Here is a 15,533-nt window from a genome sequence, read left to right as displayed (position 1 = left end):
GAATGGTTTACCTTGGTTAACATCATGCAGTGCCAATTTGGGCTCAGTATAACAATGCGTGTTAGCACCAAACTCAGTTAAGATGGAATCTAATACGTCAATATTGAGGTTAATATCATCCAAGATCATGACATTCAATCCTTTCCATAAGGACCGATTTTTGTCATCGACTTTATCGCCATTTCGTTGAACGTCTATTGGAATTGAGAAATAGAAAGTAGAGCCTTTACCTAACGCCGAACGTACTTGTAGTTTTCCCCCCATCATCTCGACCAAAGTGGAAGAAAGTGCTAAACCTAACCCGGTGCCACCGTATTTTCTGGTTGTTGTATTGTCTGCTTGTTTGAATTTGTCAAAGATAAGAGTTTGTTGTTCTTCAGATAAACCTATGCCTGAATCTTGTATTTCTATAGTTAGCTCAGATTTGTTTTCTGATATGCTGCCTTTTATGGCAACAAAACCTTGTTCGGTAAACTTAATCGCATTCGACAGTAAATTACCAATAACTTGGCCTAAGCGTAAATCATCAACTTTTGCCCACACGTTTTCTAACGTATGTAATTCCAATATAAGATCAAGACCTCTATCAGCAACATTAGCGCTGAACGACTTCGAAATAATACTGATGGTTTCTTCTAAATCTATTAACTGCGGATTTAATACCAATTCGTTAGCTTCAGCTTTAGATAAATCTAATATCTCATTGATCAGGTGCATGAGCCGATTACCTGAACGCAAAATCGTTTCAACTTTACCGGATTGTTCGTTTGATAACTTGGTAAGAGACAACAATTGGGTCATGCCGATAACACCATTTAATGGCGTTCTTATTTCATGGCTCATGTTGGCCAGAAACTGAGATTTTGCGACGACCGCGGCTTCAGCTTGTTCTTTTGCTTCAAGAAGTTGCTTCTCCCTGTCACGAATTACCTTAGTGATCTTCCGAGAAATGATTAACCCTAATGCACTAAAAATTAAGATGCAGAAAATGGCCAGAGGAATTGTAAATTTGTTTATCTTTTTAAATTGGTCAGTGAGTGCGTGTTGTGGCGTTAATATGTAAAAGGTCCAATCCATTTTGTCGAATTTGAACTTAGAGGCTAAAAAAGACGTTTGATCTATTTCGACCAGTATATTGTCTAAATGCGTCAAACCGTTGAGCTTGAGTAAGGTGTTCTCTGGCAATACCTCTTCCATTGCGCGGAACTGATTATTATTATTTGCGGTATCAACTAACACTGTGCCTGTCGATTCAACTAACAACAACCGCTCTTTAAACCCTAATTTCATACCGCGAATTATCGAGTCCATTTGAGTTAGTGTAATATCGACACCTAACACACCTACGCCATGCTCTGTTTCTATAGATTTCACCGTAGATAAAATCACTGTGTCATCGGCTGACCAATAATATGCGGGGGGACGAACCGATGCACCTTTGGCATTTATTGCAGATTTAAACCAAGGTCTTATAGTGGGATCGTAGTTGTCTGTTAATGAACCTAAAGGCCACTGAATATAACCTTTATTACTATCACCAATATACACATAAGCGATGTCATCCATGCTTTTGCCGATGCTTTCAAACAACTTATAGATTGGTTTTTCTTTTATGCCCCTGGCAGTAATATTTTCGACGGTGTTATTGGTACTTTGATAAAATCTATCCAGATTACCAACACGATTTAATACAGGTGCGCTATCACTTAAAAATCTTACCCGGACTTCGACTTGTTCAAAAATGAAATTAATATGCCGCTCTAAATGCTCAACCTCGGAAATAAACCTTTGATTTATTTTTTGTTTAGAATCGTCTTCTATGATGAGAGCAGAAAAGCCAGTAATTAAGATTACAGGCAAAGAAACCGCTAAAAAAAATAACAATGACAGCGTCGACTTTAAATTCCGCACGTTAAGTAATGTAACCTTTAAATTTAATACAATTATCTTTGAGCTTAGCATGGATTTAAGGCTCACTGCATATACAGTGCAGTTTTTGATTTAAAAATATGAAGCCGTTGGAAGGAAAGAGCAGTTTCGAGTTGCGAGTGGCGAGTTTCGAGAAAGAGACAGGTCAGTTACGAGTAGCGAGATGCGAGTGCAAAACGAGCTTTTGCTTTTGCTTTTGCTTTTGCTCGTAGCTCGTGACTCGAGACTCGTTGCTGAAGAAAATAGCAGTTTCGAGTTGCGAGTGGCGAGTTTCGAGAAAAAGGCAGATCAGTTGCGAGTGGCGAGATGCGAGAGCAAAACGATCTTTTGCTTTTACTCGTAGCTCGTGACTCGATACTCGTTGCTGAAGGAAAGAGCAGTTTCGAGTGGAGAGTTTCGAGAAAAAGACAGGTCAGTTGCGAGTAGCGAGATGCGAGAGCAAAACGAGCTTTTGCTTTTACTCGTAGCTCGTGACTCGATACTCGTTGCTGAAAAAGTGCAAATGACCGATAAGCCGCGATCTTGTGTTAGCGGATAGGACAATTGGGATAGTTTCGAGCTGCGAGTTTCCAAAGCAAAACGAGCTTTGAGCTTATAGCTCGTCACTACAAACTCGATGCTGAAAGAAGGTGCGAGATGGCCGATAAGCCGGGTTTTGTCTAGGACAATCATTCGTCTAGGCCTTAAATCACTCTAAGGCTCAAGCTTTCTACCCGGTTCCCGCGCGGACCACGCGTTGACCTCTAAGGATCGAGGAACCCTATTTGAAATTGCTCCGGTTGAAGTTTACCGTGCCACGAACTATTACTAGTCGCGCGGTGCGCTCTTACCGCACCCTTTCACCCTTACCTGTGCACACTCTTATAAATAAAAGCGGCCATCGGCGGTTTGCTCTCTGCTGCACTAGTTGTAGGCTCACGCCTCCCAGAAGTTATCTGGCAACCTGTCCATTTGGAGCCCGGACTTTCCTCCCCTACATCCGTCTACTCAAACCCGAAAGTAAAAGTACAACGATATAGCGGCGATTGTCTAGCCATCTCGCGGCGCGGATTATAAAGGATCTGAATAGATAAAGCGAGGAAAGATACGGCAGTTTCGAGATACGAGCGACGAGCTTCGAAAAAACTCCAAGATTGAGCTTTTGCTTTTACTCGTAACTCGTTCCTCGTATCTCGCTACTCTTTGCCTTCCTGCCATGTCAGCGCTAATTTATACAAATCATTCTTCTTTAAATCATGTATTTGTGCAGTGATTGCGGCGGCTTTTTTGGTTGGTAATTCGGTCATTAATACCTTCATTAGTTTTTCGGCTTCTGGCGACAATGTTTGTTCGGTTTTATTTGGCGCTATCATCAGAACCATTTCACCTTGCTGACGATCTTTATCTTCAGTAAACCAATCTAAAACATGTTGCGCATTGCCTTTGACAAAACTTTCAAAGTGTTTGGTTAGCTCTTTCGCTAACACGATTTCTTTGTCTTCGCCTAATGTTAGTTTAATGTATTCCAACGTGTCGATAATACGACGTGGGCTTTCGTAAAATACAGTAGTGAAATCGGCATTTTTGTACTTTTCTATTTCGGCCATTCTAGCTTGCTGTTTTACAGGTAAAAAACCGGCAAACAAAAACTTATCGGTTGGTAAACCTGCAGCACTTAATGCGGTTATTACGGCACTAGGTCCCGGTATAGGGTTAACAGTGACATTTTGCGCTCTCGCTATATTCACTAAGTTATATCCCGGATCGGAAATAAGCGGCGTACCAGCATCACTAATTAAAGCAATGTTTTTACCTTCATTGATTAAATCTATTAAATATTGTGCTTTTTGTTTTTCATTATGATCATGCAGGGCAAACATTTTGGTTTTAATACCGTAATGGGATAACAGCTTGCCACTATGTCGAGTATCTTCAGCCGCAATAAGATCGGCACTGTTTAATATGTCCAACGCACGTTGAGTAATGTCAGATAAGTTACCAATTGGTGTGGCGACAATATAAAGAGTTCCAGCTTCTATCATGTTTAGTGTCTCTTGGCCGTTGTGCGGATGATAATTGGCTTGTATGATACCTTTTTATTGAACGAATAAGTAATACCGTTTAGCACATTTAAGGTGGAAATTAGTGACTCTTGGACAAACAACCAAATTAATATTTGGTAATTGGTTACGCTTAACTCAACTCTCTATTTGTATGGTTATTATCGTTGGCTGCTCGTCTTCTGGCCCATCTAAAGTAACTAAGTCTAATGAGGGCAAGCAATCACAAGAACAAGCGGTAGTTTCACCTGATTATAATAGCGAATATTTCATCAATAAGGCTGATGAAGTAGGTATCACTCAAGGCCGTCAATACAGAATTAAAGCGGCTGAGCTCGCCATTCAAGAACAACACAGCATTGGTTACATTAAGAAAATATTGCTTAATATTGATTTAGAAGTATTTGGATCAATTGACGACGACATCTCTTTAATAAAAATTCTATTACATGTTAAAAATAATCAAGACGCAGGGCGAATATTGGAACGTTTAAAACAAGGCGTTTTACCTGTGCAATATCAAGTGCCAATGTGGTTATTAACAGCACAAGTTAGTTCGTATAACGACCAACACATAGACACTGTAAGAACTCTTTTTAGGATCAAGGAATTATATCCAGAACGTTTAACCTCACTTGATAAGTTATTAGTTAATGAGCTTATTTGGAAACACATTGTTCAAATTCCAGCGTCGTCATTAAATAAGTTTGTACAAGACTTTGGCAGTCAAGCTGCCAGTTGGGTGCAATTGGCTAAAATTGTACAAAACTACATTGGTGCACCAAGCCAATTCCCAATAGAGTTAAAGCGTTGGCATAAAAACTATGCATCGTTTAATGACTACGAATACTTACCAGACCAAATCAAACAACTTATTTCAGTACAGCCTTATGCGCCAAAAAAAATGGCCTTGTTATTGCCGCTTACTGGCTCTATTGCAACTCAAGCAAAAACGATCCGAAATGGCTTTTTAGCTAATGTCGACTTTGACGATAACATCGAAGTCATAGTTTTAAACACAGAAACGGAAACGTTGGAAAGTATAGAAAAGCAGTTAATTGATCAGAATATTGAATTTATTGTAGGCCCGTTGAAAAAAGAAAAGATCACAGAATTTCAAAAGAGTGAAGTATTAAAAAACATACCAACCTTGTATTTAAACTCTATTGAACTAGAGCAGTATGAAAACCAAGAACAGTATTATTTCTCTCTTGCTCCAGAAGATGAGATTAACCAAGCCGTTGAGTATTTTATTAGTAAACGTATTGAATACCCTGCGCTTATTTATGCTGATAACTCTTTGGGCAGACGTTTAGCGGAACAGTTTGAACAACAGTGGTTATTCCACACTGATAAAAAAATTGAAACCATCGCGTTTAAAAATAAATCCAAATTGGGCATCGCGGTTAAGAACTTATTGGATGTAAATCATAGTGAGCGCCGGGTTAAAGAAATGGAAAAGCTATTTGGTTCTCAATTAAAAGCAGAGAATCGTAGTAGAAATGACATAGATGCAATATACGTCATTGCTAACTCACAACAAACTCGATTGATTAAGCCGTTTTTTGATACCAACGTGAGTGTGTTTAATAAACTATTGCCAATTTATGCCTCTAGCCGCAGTTACCTGATAGGTGAAACCAGTTCACAAAAACGTGACTTAAACGATTTAACCTTTACCGAAATGCCGTGGTTGGTGAAAGACACCAATAAACAAGCCACCGACATTTACTTACAAGTCAGTGAGAACCATACTCAACTTAAAAAGTTATTTGCCTTTGGTTACGATGCAAAACAGTTAATTCCGTTACTTAAGCAATTAAAAATATTAACGGGTTTAGAAGTTGAAGGCCTGACAGGAAAGCTTAGTTTAAATAAGCAAAATACAATTAAACGATATTTAGATTGGTCCAGATACCAACAAGGGAAAATCGTTGTTCTTAAAAAACTTACTCAATAAACGCTCTGTAGGTGACATAAAAGAGCAACAAGCTAAGACCTATTTACAGTCTCAAAACCTGACGTTTATTGAGCAAAATTTTAATTGTAAATTAGGTGAGATTGATCTGATTTTCTCCGATCCCTCAACCGACATTTTAATATTTGTAGAAGTAAGATACCGCTCCAACAGTAAATTTGGTGGAGCTGCAGCATCAGTGACAGAGACTAAACAACAAAAAATAAAAAAAGCCGCGCTTTTTTACTTATCGCAACGTAAAATTAGCCCATCTATCCGATTCGATGTTGTTGCTTTTGACAATGAACAAATAAACTGGATTCAATCTGCATTTTCATGACTGATAATAAAATAAAACAATTATATACAAGCAATATCCAAAACCTAATGGCGTCAGGTGAACAAAACGCAGATTTTCTGGCGCTTTCAGCCGCCTTGATCTCGCAAACCTTATTGTCAGGCAATAAGGTGTTAACTTGTGGCGATACCTTGTGCTCTATGATTGCTCAACACTTTGCTGGGATTTTAGTTAATTATTATGAAATTGAGCGCCCATGTTTGCCAGCCATCGCATTGTCTAATACCGCACAGCATTGTTCGTTAGAACAAGTTGATAACAGCTTAATGGTCGAAGTATTCGCTCGACAAATTCGAGCCATCGGTAATGAGCAAGACATTTTAGTGGTGTTTTCACTTAATAATCGGGAACTTTCAATTAAGTCAGCAATCGAAGCTGCACTGACTAACGATATACAAGTCATCGCCTTTACATCTGATGACGGTGGTGAAATTGCGGGTTTATTAGGGGAAAACGATATCGAAATTCGCCTCCCAACCAACAAGCCAAGTAGAACGTTAGAAATTCAATTGTTTACTGTTCATGTATTAAGTGAATTAATAGATGAAGTTATCTTTTCAATGTAACCCCAATAATAACGAGAATATGCATATATGACATTTACCAAAAAGTTATTAATATTGGCTTTATCTCTGTCAACGTTACAAGGCTGTGCAACAGCCATTGTCGCGGGTACCGTTACCGCAGTCTCAGCAGCCAATGACCCTCGTACCATAGGTAAACAAATAGACGACAGTAGTATCGAAGTAACAGCGATTTTAGAACTGATGAAAGACTATGGTGTTAGCAAACACACCAATATCAATGTGGTCAGTTATAACGGCGTCGTCTTAGTGGTTGGTCAATCGCCCAATAAATTTCTAATTGATACCGCGATTAATATTATTAAAGGCATTGATGGCGTTAAAAAAATCCATAATCAAATCAAATTAGGCACTCCAGCTTCTATTACAACCCAAACTTCTGACGCCTGGATCACCGCAAAAGTTAAATCAGAATTACTGACTGACGACACGGTAAAAGGTCACAACATTAAAGTCGTCACTGAGAATAAAGAAGTTTATTTGATGGGGTTAGTGAGCAAAGAACAATCTGGGCAAGCCGCAACTGTGGCCTCTCAAGTAACTGGGGTAATTAAAGTAATCACTGTATTTGAAAATTAATGTTTAAATAAAATATTTATTTTATCCTAAAAATAAAAATGCCGGTCAATGACCGGCATTTTAGTATTTGTATCACTCAACAATGACAAGTGTACTGATTGAATAGATTATGTCAGTTGTTGTTCTGCGAGTTCTGCAGCTTGTTCTTCTTTTAATGCTTTCTTAGCTGCACGTTTGGCTTTAAACCCTTCACCCAAGGCTAACAAACATGGTGTGAGTATTAAGGTCAATAAGGTAGCAAAGGCTAACCCACCAGCAACCGCAATAGACAACTGTGACCACCATTGTGTAGATGGTGCGCCATGTTCAACTAAACGATCAACCAAGTCGATGTTTAGCTCTAATACCATTGGCATTAATCCTAAAATAGTCGTTACTGTTGTTAACATTACAGGTCGCAAACGTTGTGCGCCGGTCCGTAATATTGACTCAGTAATATTCATTCCTTGTTTACGTAACACGTTAAAAGTATCAATAAGTACTATGTTGTTATTCACTACAATTCCCGCCAATGAAATAACACCAATACCCGACATCACAATACCAAATGGTTTTTGTACAATTAATAAACCTAAGAACACTCCAACCGTTGAAAATAATACCGCACTTAATATTAAACCTGCTTGGTAAAAACTATTAAATTGAGTGACTAATATTATCGCCATAACAAACAAAGCAACTAAGAACGCATTTTGTAAAAAGGTTTCTGACTCTTGCTGGTCTTCGTTTTCACCACGCACTTTAATATTGACGGTTTGACTTAAATTAAGTGAAGGCAGTTTTTCCATTAAGATTGGCAGTTGTTGCGTTAACAACACCCCCGGAGCCATGTCCGCTGCAATCTGTACTACTCGGCGACTATCCACACGACGTATAACATCCACTTTAGGTACGGCTTTTTGTTCTACAAAGTTACTTGCTGGCACCATACCGGCTTGTGTTTTCACACGAACAGAATCTAATTTACCAATATCACGTTTATCTTCTGGATAACGCACACGAATATCTAATTCGTCATCAACATCATCGGGACGATACTCGCCTATTTTTAATCCATTTGTAACCATGGAGATAGTACTGCCTAATAATGTCGCATCTGCGCCAAAACGTGCGGCATTACTTCTATCGATTAATAATTGCCACTCTATTCCATCTTTATTGGCGGTGTCACTAATATTTACAAAACTACCGGTTTTCTCTAACGCGTGACGAATAGTACGCACTGCGTCAGTGAGTTCATCAGGGAACCTAGAGCTAAGTTCTAACACTAATGCTTTACCGCCACCTGGGCCGTTTTCATCTTTACGAACTTCTAGTTCTACACCGGCAATATCATCGGTGAGTGCATAAACGTCTTTTATGATGTCATCGGCTTTTTTACGCAATTGCCAATCAACTAGATTCATTCGCATGTAACCCACTTGATCACTGCCACCGGTGCGAGCATATAAGGTTTCGATTTCTTTTAAATTAACTAATCGTTGTTCAACTTTTTGCATGATCTTATCTTTTTCAAAAATAGACAGATCACCATGGGAACGCACTGTAATGTTTGCCCCAACGGGTTCTACATTTGGGAAAAACTCAGCGCCTAACCCACTGTCGGCAAAACCTTTAAATACCAAAAATGCAATAACAAAAGATAGACCCAACGATTTCCAAGGGTGTTTAATCGCCACCGCTAATACACGAATATATTTACCAGTGAACCCACTGATTTTAGTGATATCACCTTCTTCCGCTTCATGCATTTGTGCTTTATCTTTGGCTGACATCGGTCTAATTTTACCGATTAAAGAGCCCATCGCAGGTACAAAAATCAAGGCCATCACTAACGATGCCGTTAATACCGCTATCAAAGTAATAGGCAAGTATTTCATGAACTCACCCATCATTCCCGGCCAGAAGATAAGCGGCGCAAACGCTGCTAACGTGGTAGCAGTAGACGCAATAATTGGCCAAGCCATACGTTTAGCTGCTAAACGATATGCCTCTTTTCTGTTTTTGCCTTCACTCATCATACGGTCAGCAAATTCGGTGACAACGATAGCACCGTCAACCAACATACCTACGGCCATGATTAAGGCAAATAACACCACCATGTTGACCGTTAACCCCATGAGTGAAATAACTAAGATACCGGTTAAGAATGAGCCAGGGATCGCAATACCAACTAAGGTTGCAGAACGAACCCCCAGCGCTGCGATAATAACGATTACCACTAACAACACAGCCGATAACACATTATTTTGCAGATCTTTTAACATCTGTTTTACGTCTTTAGATTGATCACCTGTGTACGTAACTTCAATATGTTCAGGCCATAAGCTTTTGCCTTTCTCAACTATCTCTTTTACTTTATCGATGGTTTCAATGATGTTTTCACCAGGGCGTTTTTTGATCTCCAGCGACACCGCTGGGTGAGTATCTAAACGGGCAAAGCTACTTGGATCTTTATACGAACGACGCACTTCAGCCACGTCGCCAAAGGTAATGACTCGATCACCATCAATCTTAATTGGTTGGTCGTAAACGTCTTTTACACTTTCATATACAGAAGGAACTTTTACTGCAAAACGTCCTGCGCCATTATCTAATGTACCTGCAGCAACCAAACGGTTATTGCGCTCTAACAGGTTTAAAATATCACTTTGATCTAAGCTGTAACTTTCCATTAGGAGTGGATCAACAACGATTTCAACTATGTCCTCACGATCGCCACCGACTTCAACTTCTAAAACTTCTTTTAATCCCTCAATCACATCTTTAAGTTCACGGGCAATGGTAACCAGCGCACGCTCTGGTGCAGGACCAGACAGAACAACGGTAATTACAGCTTGTTCATCTGCCATACTCACTTGTTTAATCACGGGTTCTTCGGTCTCTGCCGGCAGTTTCGCTTTGGCCAGTGTCACTTTGTCACGTACGTCGGCTAAGGCACTTTTGGTATCCCACCCAGCTAAAAACTCTAACTGAACTGAGGCATGACCTTCACTTGCATTCGAGGTCATTTCTTTTACCCCCTCAATTGCTCGTAGCTCATTTTCCATTGGGCGTACTAACATGCGTTCCGCATCTTCAGGGGAAATACCATCATGAATAATTGAAACGTAAATAATTGGAATGTTTACGTCAGGGTTGGATTCTTTTGGAATATTGTTATACGTCACTGCACCAGAAATAATTAATAATACGAAGACCATTAATACCGTACGAGTGCTATCTAACGATGCATCAATTAAGGCTCTCATCTACGTTCCGCCTTATTGTTGTTTGTAACTTGCTAAAACTTTATCACCCGGGCGAACAAAACCTTGCCCTAAAGTAATCACATCCGTTTCGCCTTCGAATCCACCCAACCAAACGCCATCGTTTTCGGCTTTGATTAAGTCAATTGGCGTAAACACAACATGTTCATCTATAACTGTTTTAACACCTAAGTTACCTAATGCATCAAGGGATAATAATGCAGGCGTTACTTTAATGGCTTGTTCTGATTTGAATTCGATTAACATTTCTGTGCTAACACCCGCTTTCATTTTTTGATTTGGGTTTTCAATTTCAACTTCAATTGGGAAAGTATTGGTGCCTTTGTCCGATACACTGGCAATGTATCTAATCTTGCCTTTTACTATACTACCGTCCACTAATTCAACCGTCACTGCGGTATCATTATTAAGGTCATCTATATATTTTTCAGTGATACTGGCTTTAACAACTAACTTAGTTAAATCGACAATTTGGAATAAGGCATCGCCTTTATGAACATAAGTCCCAACTTCAACTTTTCGTGTATTTAAAAAACCAGAAAAAGGCGCGCGTATTGTGCTTTTTTCTAATAAAACTTCACGACTTTTGACCAATGCTTTGGCTTCGGTTAATGCGGCATAAGCTTGTTCTAAATTAGACTTACCTTGCAAGCCTTTGTCAGATAAAGATCTCGCGCCTCGGTATTCAATTCTACGTTGTATCACCAGCGCTTTAGCTGATGCTAATTGCTCAATTCTATCGTCTTTGTTCAATTCAAGTATGATTTGACCCTGTTTAACAAAATCACCTTCCATCGCCAAGATTTTATCTACACTGCCTTCTAACTCTGAACTCAGATCCAATGTTCTTTTTGGCTCAGTTCTGCCATATAATTCGATACTACGACTGACTGCACTAGGGGTAAACGTTGTCACTTCTACCGAGGGGATTGTGTCTTCAACTTCTGCAGAAGTTGCATTTTTCCTGGCCATTTGCTCTTCAGCATTTGAGTTCCCTGATAACATCCAAGCTGTTAATAAAATGCAAACAAGGATTGCCAAGATATAAGGCTTTTGTTCAACTGTTTTTTTAATACCCGAGAAAACGCTCATCCTAATTCCTATAGTTAGTTTCACTGGTTATCAAGAAGCCACAACATACTAATTGTCTTGATATTTTAGTGCAGTCATTCTAAAGCAAGCGGATTAGATTAGGTAGAAAAATGTACAAAAAAAGGCCGTTTTATAACGACCTTATTTGTAAAAATTTATTTTTTGCAGATTAAACGCTGAAGCTAGCGCCACAACCACAAGTTGTTGTTGCGTTAGGGTTGTTCACAAAAAAGCGAGATCCTTCTAAGCCTTCAGTGTAATCAACAACACCGCCAACTAAGTATTGTAAGCTCATAGGGTCAATAACCATACTGACACCTTGCTTTTCAATTTCCATATCACCAGGATTAACTTCTTCATCAAAGGTAAACCCATATTGGAAACCAGAACAACCACCACCGGTGACATAAACTCTTAGTTTTAATGCTGGATTTTCTTCTTCGTCCACTAACTGTTTTACTTTAGTCGCGGCGGCATCTGAAAACTGGATTGGCAGTTCAGGAATATCGGCTGATGCTTCAGCTGGAGTAACGAGTTCAGTCATGAAAAAAACCTCTAAAAATTGAGGGCGGCATTATGTAATACCCGACAGTTTTAGTCAAGTATTCATAATCAGTAAGATGTCCAAATAATGCTGTTTATAACTCTAAATTTGGCCAATCTAATTTTTGCGTGAATGCCTTATAAGACTGCCATTTGGTTTTAGGTTGTACAACCTTAACGGCCAGTTGTTCGGCTATCATGCCAGGAGCCAGTTCAAACTCCCCTTCGAAGTACTGAAAGAAGTGAAAACTAAACTTGAGATCATTTTTTGATAACTGTGCTAATTCAGCTAAATCCAGTTCTAATTTTTCTTCGTTTTGGCTAACAATCAAATTCAGTCGAATATAACCTTTTGCATAACGTTTTGCCGAATTAGTTTGTACCAAAGCAAACCTAAAGATATATCGATTTTCAATATTGGTCGGCTCAACATTAAATTGTTCTACCGAAATACCATCAGCCACTAACTCAGGTGCTAATACTTTTTGGTAAAAATTTAATTCTCTACGTAAGGCAAATGACTCTTCGCGTATTTGTAATAACTCTTGCTGGATTTGTTCGTTGGCGCGCTGCTCTACTTCAAGCTCAACACTTAAATAGTTAATCTGTCTTATCTTTTGATCAAGCTCACTATATAAATTACTTAAACGATATTCTTGATCAGATATTTTATTTTGTTGCCAAGTCGCAAATCCGCCGCCAATTTTATATCCAGTTAATCCCACAGATATAATAATCACTAACAAAAACAACATAAATTTAAATCGGCCTAGTTTTTGTTTTAGACCACTAAAGCTCCACCAAGGAGTCATACATTACCTACACAAATCTAATAAAAACCAACACTGAGTTCTGCCACTTAACCATTAAACAAGGTGTTGTTTGTTATCGGATAATTTTAATTACACGTCTAAACTTTATGGTACACTTTTGACCTATTGATTTACCACTAATTAATCGGAATTTTGATGCTATCTGATAGCCTGTATGCGTTAAGGAAACGACTGGCTGTTCCCTACACTAGTATCCAACTTAGTATTTTAGGACTATTGGGTGGAATTGTTGCTGCATGTCTCATCGTGCTGTTCCGTTTATCCATTGAATTTGTTCAATTTTCTTTCAGCCCAAGTGGCGCTTTTGGTGACATTTCACCTTACCTTATTCCTTCACTTCCTATACTGGCCGCTGTATTAATCGTCGTGGTTGCTGACTTTACCGGTTTTAGACATTACCGCTTAGGTATTCCTTTTGTATTACATCGAGTTAAAGCACATTACGGCAATATGCCTTTGGGCAATGCAATCAATCAGTTTATTGGTGGCATATTAGCTTTGTCTAGCGGGTTTTCTGTTGGTCGAGAAGGCCCTTCCGTACATATAGGGGCATCAGGCTCTAGCTGGTTGGGTCATTGGTTACGCTTACCTCACAATGCAGTAAGAACGTTAACCTCTTGTGGTATTGCTGCGGGTATTTCAGCTTCGTTTAACACCCCCCTTGCTGCGGTCATTTTTGTAATGGAAGTTGTGCTGAGAGAATATAAGATCCATATCTTTATTCCTGTAATGTTAGCCTCTTCTGCCGGTTCGATTATTACTCAAGCTGTCTTTGGTCCTCAGGTTGAATTTGCTTATATGAGCGTATTTAACTTACCAATTAATCATTATCCATTTTTGATTTTATTAGGCATGACGCTTGGCGCTTCGGCCTTTATTTTCAACACTAATTTAATGCGAATGATGCGTACATTCCGTCATGTATCTATGTTCCCTCGTTTATTAATCGCTGGGATTATAACGGCTTTATTTGGCTATTTTGTACCTGAAGCGTTAGGGGATGGAACCAGTGCAATCAATCAAGCTATGTTATCCCCCACCGATACCCAACTGATCATCATTTTATTGTTTTCAAAATTAATCCTTACCTGGGTTGCATTAGGGTTAGGTATTCCAGGCGGGATTATTGGTCCAGTATTTGGTTTGGGGTTATTACTCGGTTTATGCATTGCTAATATTGTTATGATCTTTGACCCTAGCCTTCATTTTATGAGCACTTATGGCGTATTAGGCATGGCCGGGTTAATGGCTTCATGTTTACATGCCCCATTAGCGGCATTGGTTGCAGTTGTTGAATTAACTGGCTCATCCGAAGCAATCACACCGGCAATAATAGTGATTGTTTCGTCTTATATAACCAGTGCGCAAGTGTTAAAAAATCGTTCTATTTTCTTGCAACAACTTGAATACCAACAGTTGGCTTTTCAAACCCCTCCGGTTATTGACGTGTTGTCAAAAACAGGGGTGTTAGCCGAGATGAAAACGAACATCAATCTTATTGAATACCGAACCGAACAGGACGTTCGTTTCCATTTAAAACAAGCCAAAGACGAAGAGATAGTCATAGTGTCAATCAAACATGATTTAGGCACAGATTATTCTTTGGCTGAAACAGAACCCACTTTTACTGGTGATGTAAGTAAAATTAAATACACTCCACTGCAAACATTAAATACCCGTTCGACTATGGCTCATGTCTATGAAATTTTAGAAGAACAAAGAGATGGCGCGGCATTGATCACATCGATTAGCGGCGAAAAAGTGGTGGGCATCGTATTGTGGGAACAATTACATAGCATTTTAATGAAGAGGAACGCGTTAGCATAATGACTATTTTGTGGTTAAAAGCATTTCATATATTTTTTATGGTGGCATGGTTTGCAGGTATCTTTTATTTACCAAGATTATTTGTATACCACAGTGAAAATAACAGTGCAGAACATTCAAATTCACATACCTCCGACACCTTAAAAGTGATGGAAAGACGATTATTGTATTTTGTTACCCCGTTTGCCATTTTCACTTTATTGTTTGGCTTGTTACTCATCCACCAATATGGTTTGGCTTGGTTTAAACAGGCACATTGGTTACATGCAAAATTGCTGTTGGTAACGGGCTTATATGTCTATCATGGTTATTGTTTTAAATTATTAAACGACTTTAAACACAACCGTAATACCAGAAGCAGTAAGTTCTATCGCATATTTAATGAAGTGCCTGTACTGGTGTTATTAGCCATCATTTTATTAGCGGTATTAAAACCAACATTTAGCTAGATTTATCGGTGTGAAATAACATAGGTATATTATTGTTTATACCAGCAATCTTAGCTTTGGTCTTTGCACTTGCT

General features: G+C 39.0%; 12 protein-coding genes and 1 other RNA gene. 6 read left to right on the top strand and 7 right to left on the bottom strand.

Annotated elements, in window-relative coordinates:
- The 3 genes from KO505_RS03660 to rsmI form a co-directional block, all read right to left on the bottom strand.
- Window positions 1–1,860: hybrid sensor histidine kinase/response regulator (locus KO505_RS03660; RefSeq protein ID WP_252731631.1), on the bottom strand; the 1,860-nt coding region annotated here is incomplete at its 3' end.
- Window positions 1,861–2,557: 697 nt separating this feature from the next.
- An RNA gene (gene rnpB / locus KO505_RS03655) (RNase P RNA component class A) lies at window positions 2,558–2,970 on the bottom strand.
- Window positions 2,971–3,104: 134 nt separating this feature from the next.
- A complete protein-coding gene (gene rsmI / locus KO505_RS03650; protein ID WP_216054089.1) occupies window positions 3,105–3,950 on the bottom strand; it encodes a 16S rRNA (cytidine(1402)-2'-O)-methyltransferase in 846 nt (281 codons plus the stop codon).
- A gap of 103 nt (window positions 3,951–4,053) precedes the next feature.
- Between rsmI and KO505_RS03645 the strand changes: the two genes are divergently transcribed.
- The 4 genes from KO505_RS03645 to dolP are packed head-to-tail and all read left to right on the top strand — an operon-like array spanning window position 4,054 to window position 7,446.
- Window positions 4,054–5,928 carry a penicillin-binding protein activator gene (locus KO505_RS03645; RefSeq protein WP_216054088.1) on the top strand — a complete coding sequence of 625 codons (1,875 nt, stop codon included), beginning with the start codon at window positions 4,054–4,056 and terminating at the stop codon, window positions 5,926–5,928.
- The gene (locus KO505_RS03640) at window positions 5,903–6,265 is read left to right on the top strand and encodes a YraN family protein (protein WP_216054087.1); all 363 of its coding nucleotides are present in this window, start codon (window positions 5,903–5,905) and stop codon (window positions 6,263–6,265) included. The genes KO505_RS03645 and KO505_RS03640 overlap by 26 nt, the downstream gene beginning before the upstream one ends.
- Window positions 6,262–6,849, top strand: coding sequence for an SIS domain-containing protein (locus KO505_RS03635; protein ID WP_216054086.1), 588 nt, complete (start codon window positions 6,262–6,264; stop codon window positions 6,847–6,849). Before KO505_RS03640 ends, KO505_RS03635 begins: the two co-directional genes overlap by 4 nt.
- A 27-nt stretch (window positions 6,850–6,876) precedes the next feature.
- Window positions 6,877–7,446 carry a division/outer membrane stress-associated lipid-binding lipoprotein gene (gene dolP, locus KO505_RS03630; protein ID WP_216054085.1) on the top strand — a complete coding sequence of 190 codons (570 nt, stop codon included), beginning with the start codon at window positions 6,877–6,879 and terminating at the stop codon, window positions 7,444–7,446.
- Between the two features lie 107 nt (window positions 7,447–7,553).
- Here dolP and KO505_RS03625 read toward each other — a convergent pair whose 3' ends face one another.
- From KO505_RS03625 to KO505_RS03610, 4 genes are all read right to left on the bottom strand, one after another.
- Entirely contained in the window at window positions 7,554–10,697 is a 3,144-nt protein-coding gene (locus KO505_RS03625; protein ID WP_216054084.1) for an efflux RND transporter permease subunit, read from the bottom strand.
- Between the two features lie 12 nt (window positions 10,698–10,709).
- Complete coding sequence (locus KO505_RS03620; protein WP_216054083.1) at window positions 10,710–11,807, bottom strand: efflux RND transporter periplasmic adaptor subunit; 1,098 nt, start codon at window positions 11,805–11,807, stop codon at window positions 10,710–10,712.
- Between the two features lie 169 nt (window positions 11,808–11,976).
- Window positions 11,977–12,351 (bottom strand): iron-sulfur cluster insertion protein ErpA, encoded by a 375-nt coding sequence (gene erpA, locus KO505_RS03615; protein ID WP_216054082.1) that lies wholly within the window; start codon window positions 12,349–12,351, stop codon window positions 11,977–11,979.
- 94 nt (window positions 12,352–12,445) lie between these two features.
- Window positions 12,446–13,162 carry a DUF6776 family protein gene (locus KO505_RS03610; RefSeq protein WP_216054081.1) on the bottom strand — a complete coding sequence of 239 codons (717 nt, stop codon included), beginning with the start codon at window positions 13,160–13,162 and terminating at the stop codon, window positions 12,446–12,448.
- Between the two features lie 156 nt (window positions 13,163–13,318).
- Here KO505_RS03610 and KO505_RS03605 point away from each other — a divergent pair, with 156 nt between their 5' ends.
- Together KO505_RS03605 and hemJ are read left to right on the top strand one after the other, a co-directional pair.
- A complete protein-coding gene (locus tag KO505_RS03605; protein ID WP_216054080.1) occupies window positions 13,319–15,010 on the top strand; it encodes a chloride channel protein in 1,692 nt (563 codons plus the stop codon).
- The gene (gene hemJ / locus KO505_RS03600; RefSeq protein WP_252731630.1) at window positions 15,010–15,459 is read left to right on the top strand and encodes a protoporphyrinogen oxidase HemJ; all 450 of its coding nucleotides are present in this window, start codon (window positions 15,010–15,012) and stop codon (window positions 15,457–15,459) included. Before KO505_RS03605 ends, hemJ begins: the two co-directional genes overlap by 1 nt.
- The last annotated feature ends 74 nt before the right edge of the window (window positions 15,460–15,533 follow it).

It is taken from the genome of Psychrosphaera sp. F3M07 (assembly GCF_018860345.1).
In the GTDB taxonomy this organism is placed as follows: domain Bacteria; phylum Pseudomonadota; class Gammaproteobacteria; order Enterobacterales; family Alteromonadaceae; genus Psychrosphaera; species Psychrosphaera aquimarina.
Note: the sequence above shows the minus strand (reverse complement) of the source record. Positions and strands in the feature narration are given on the sequence as shown.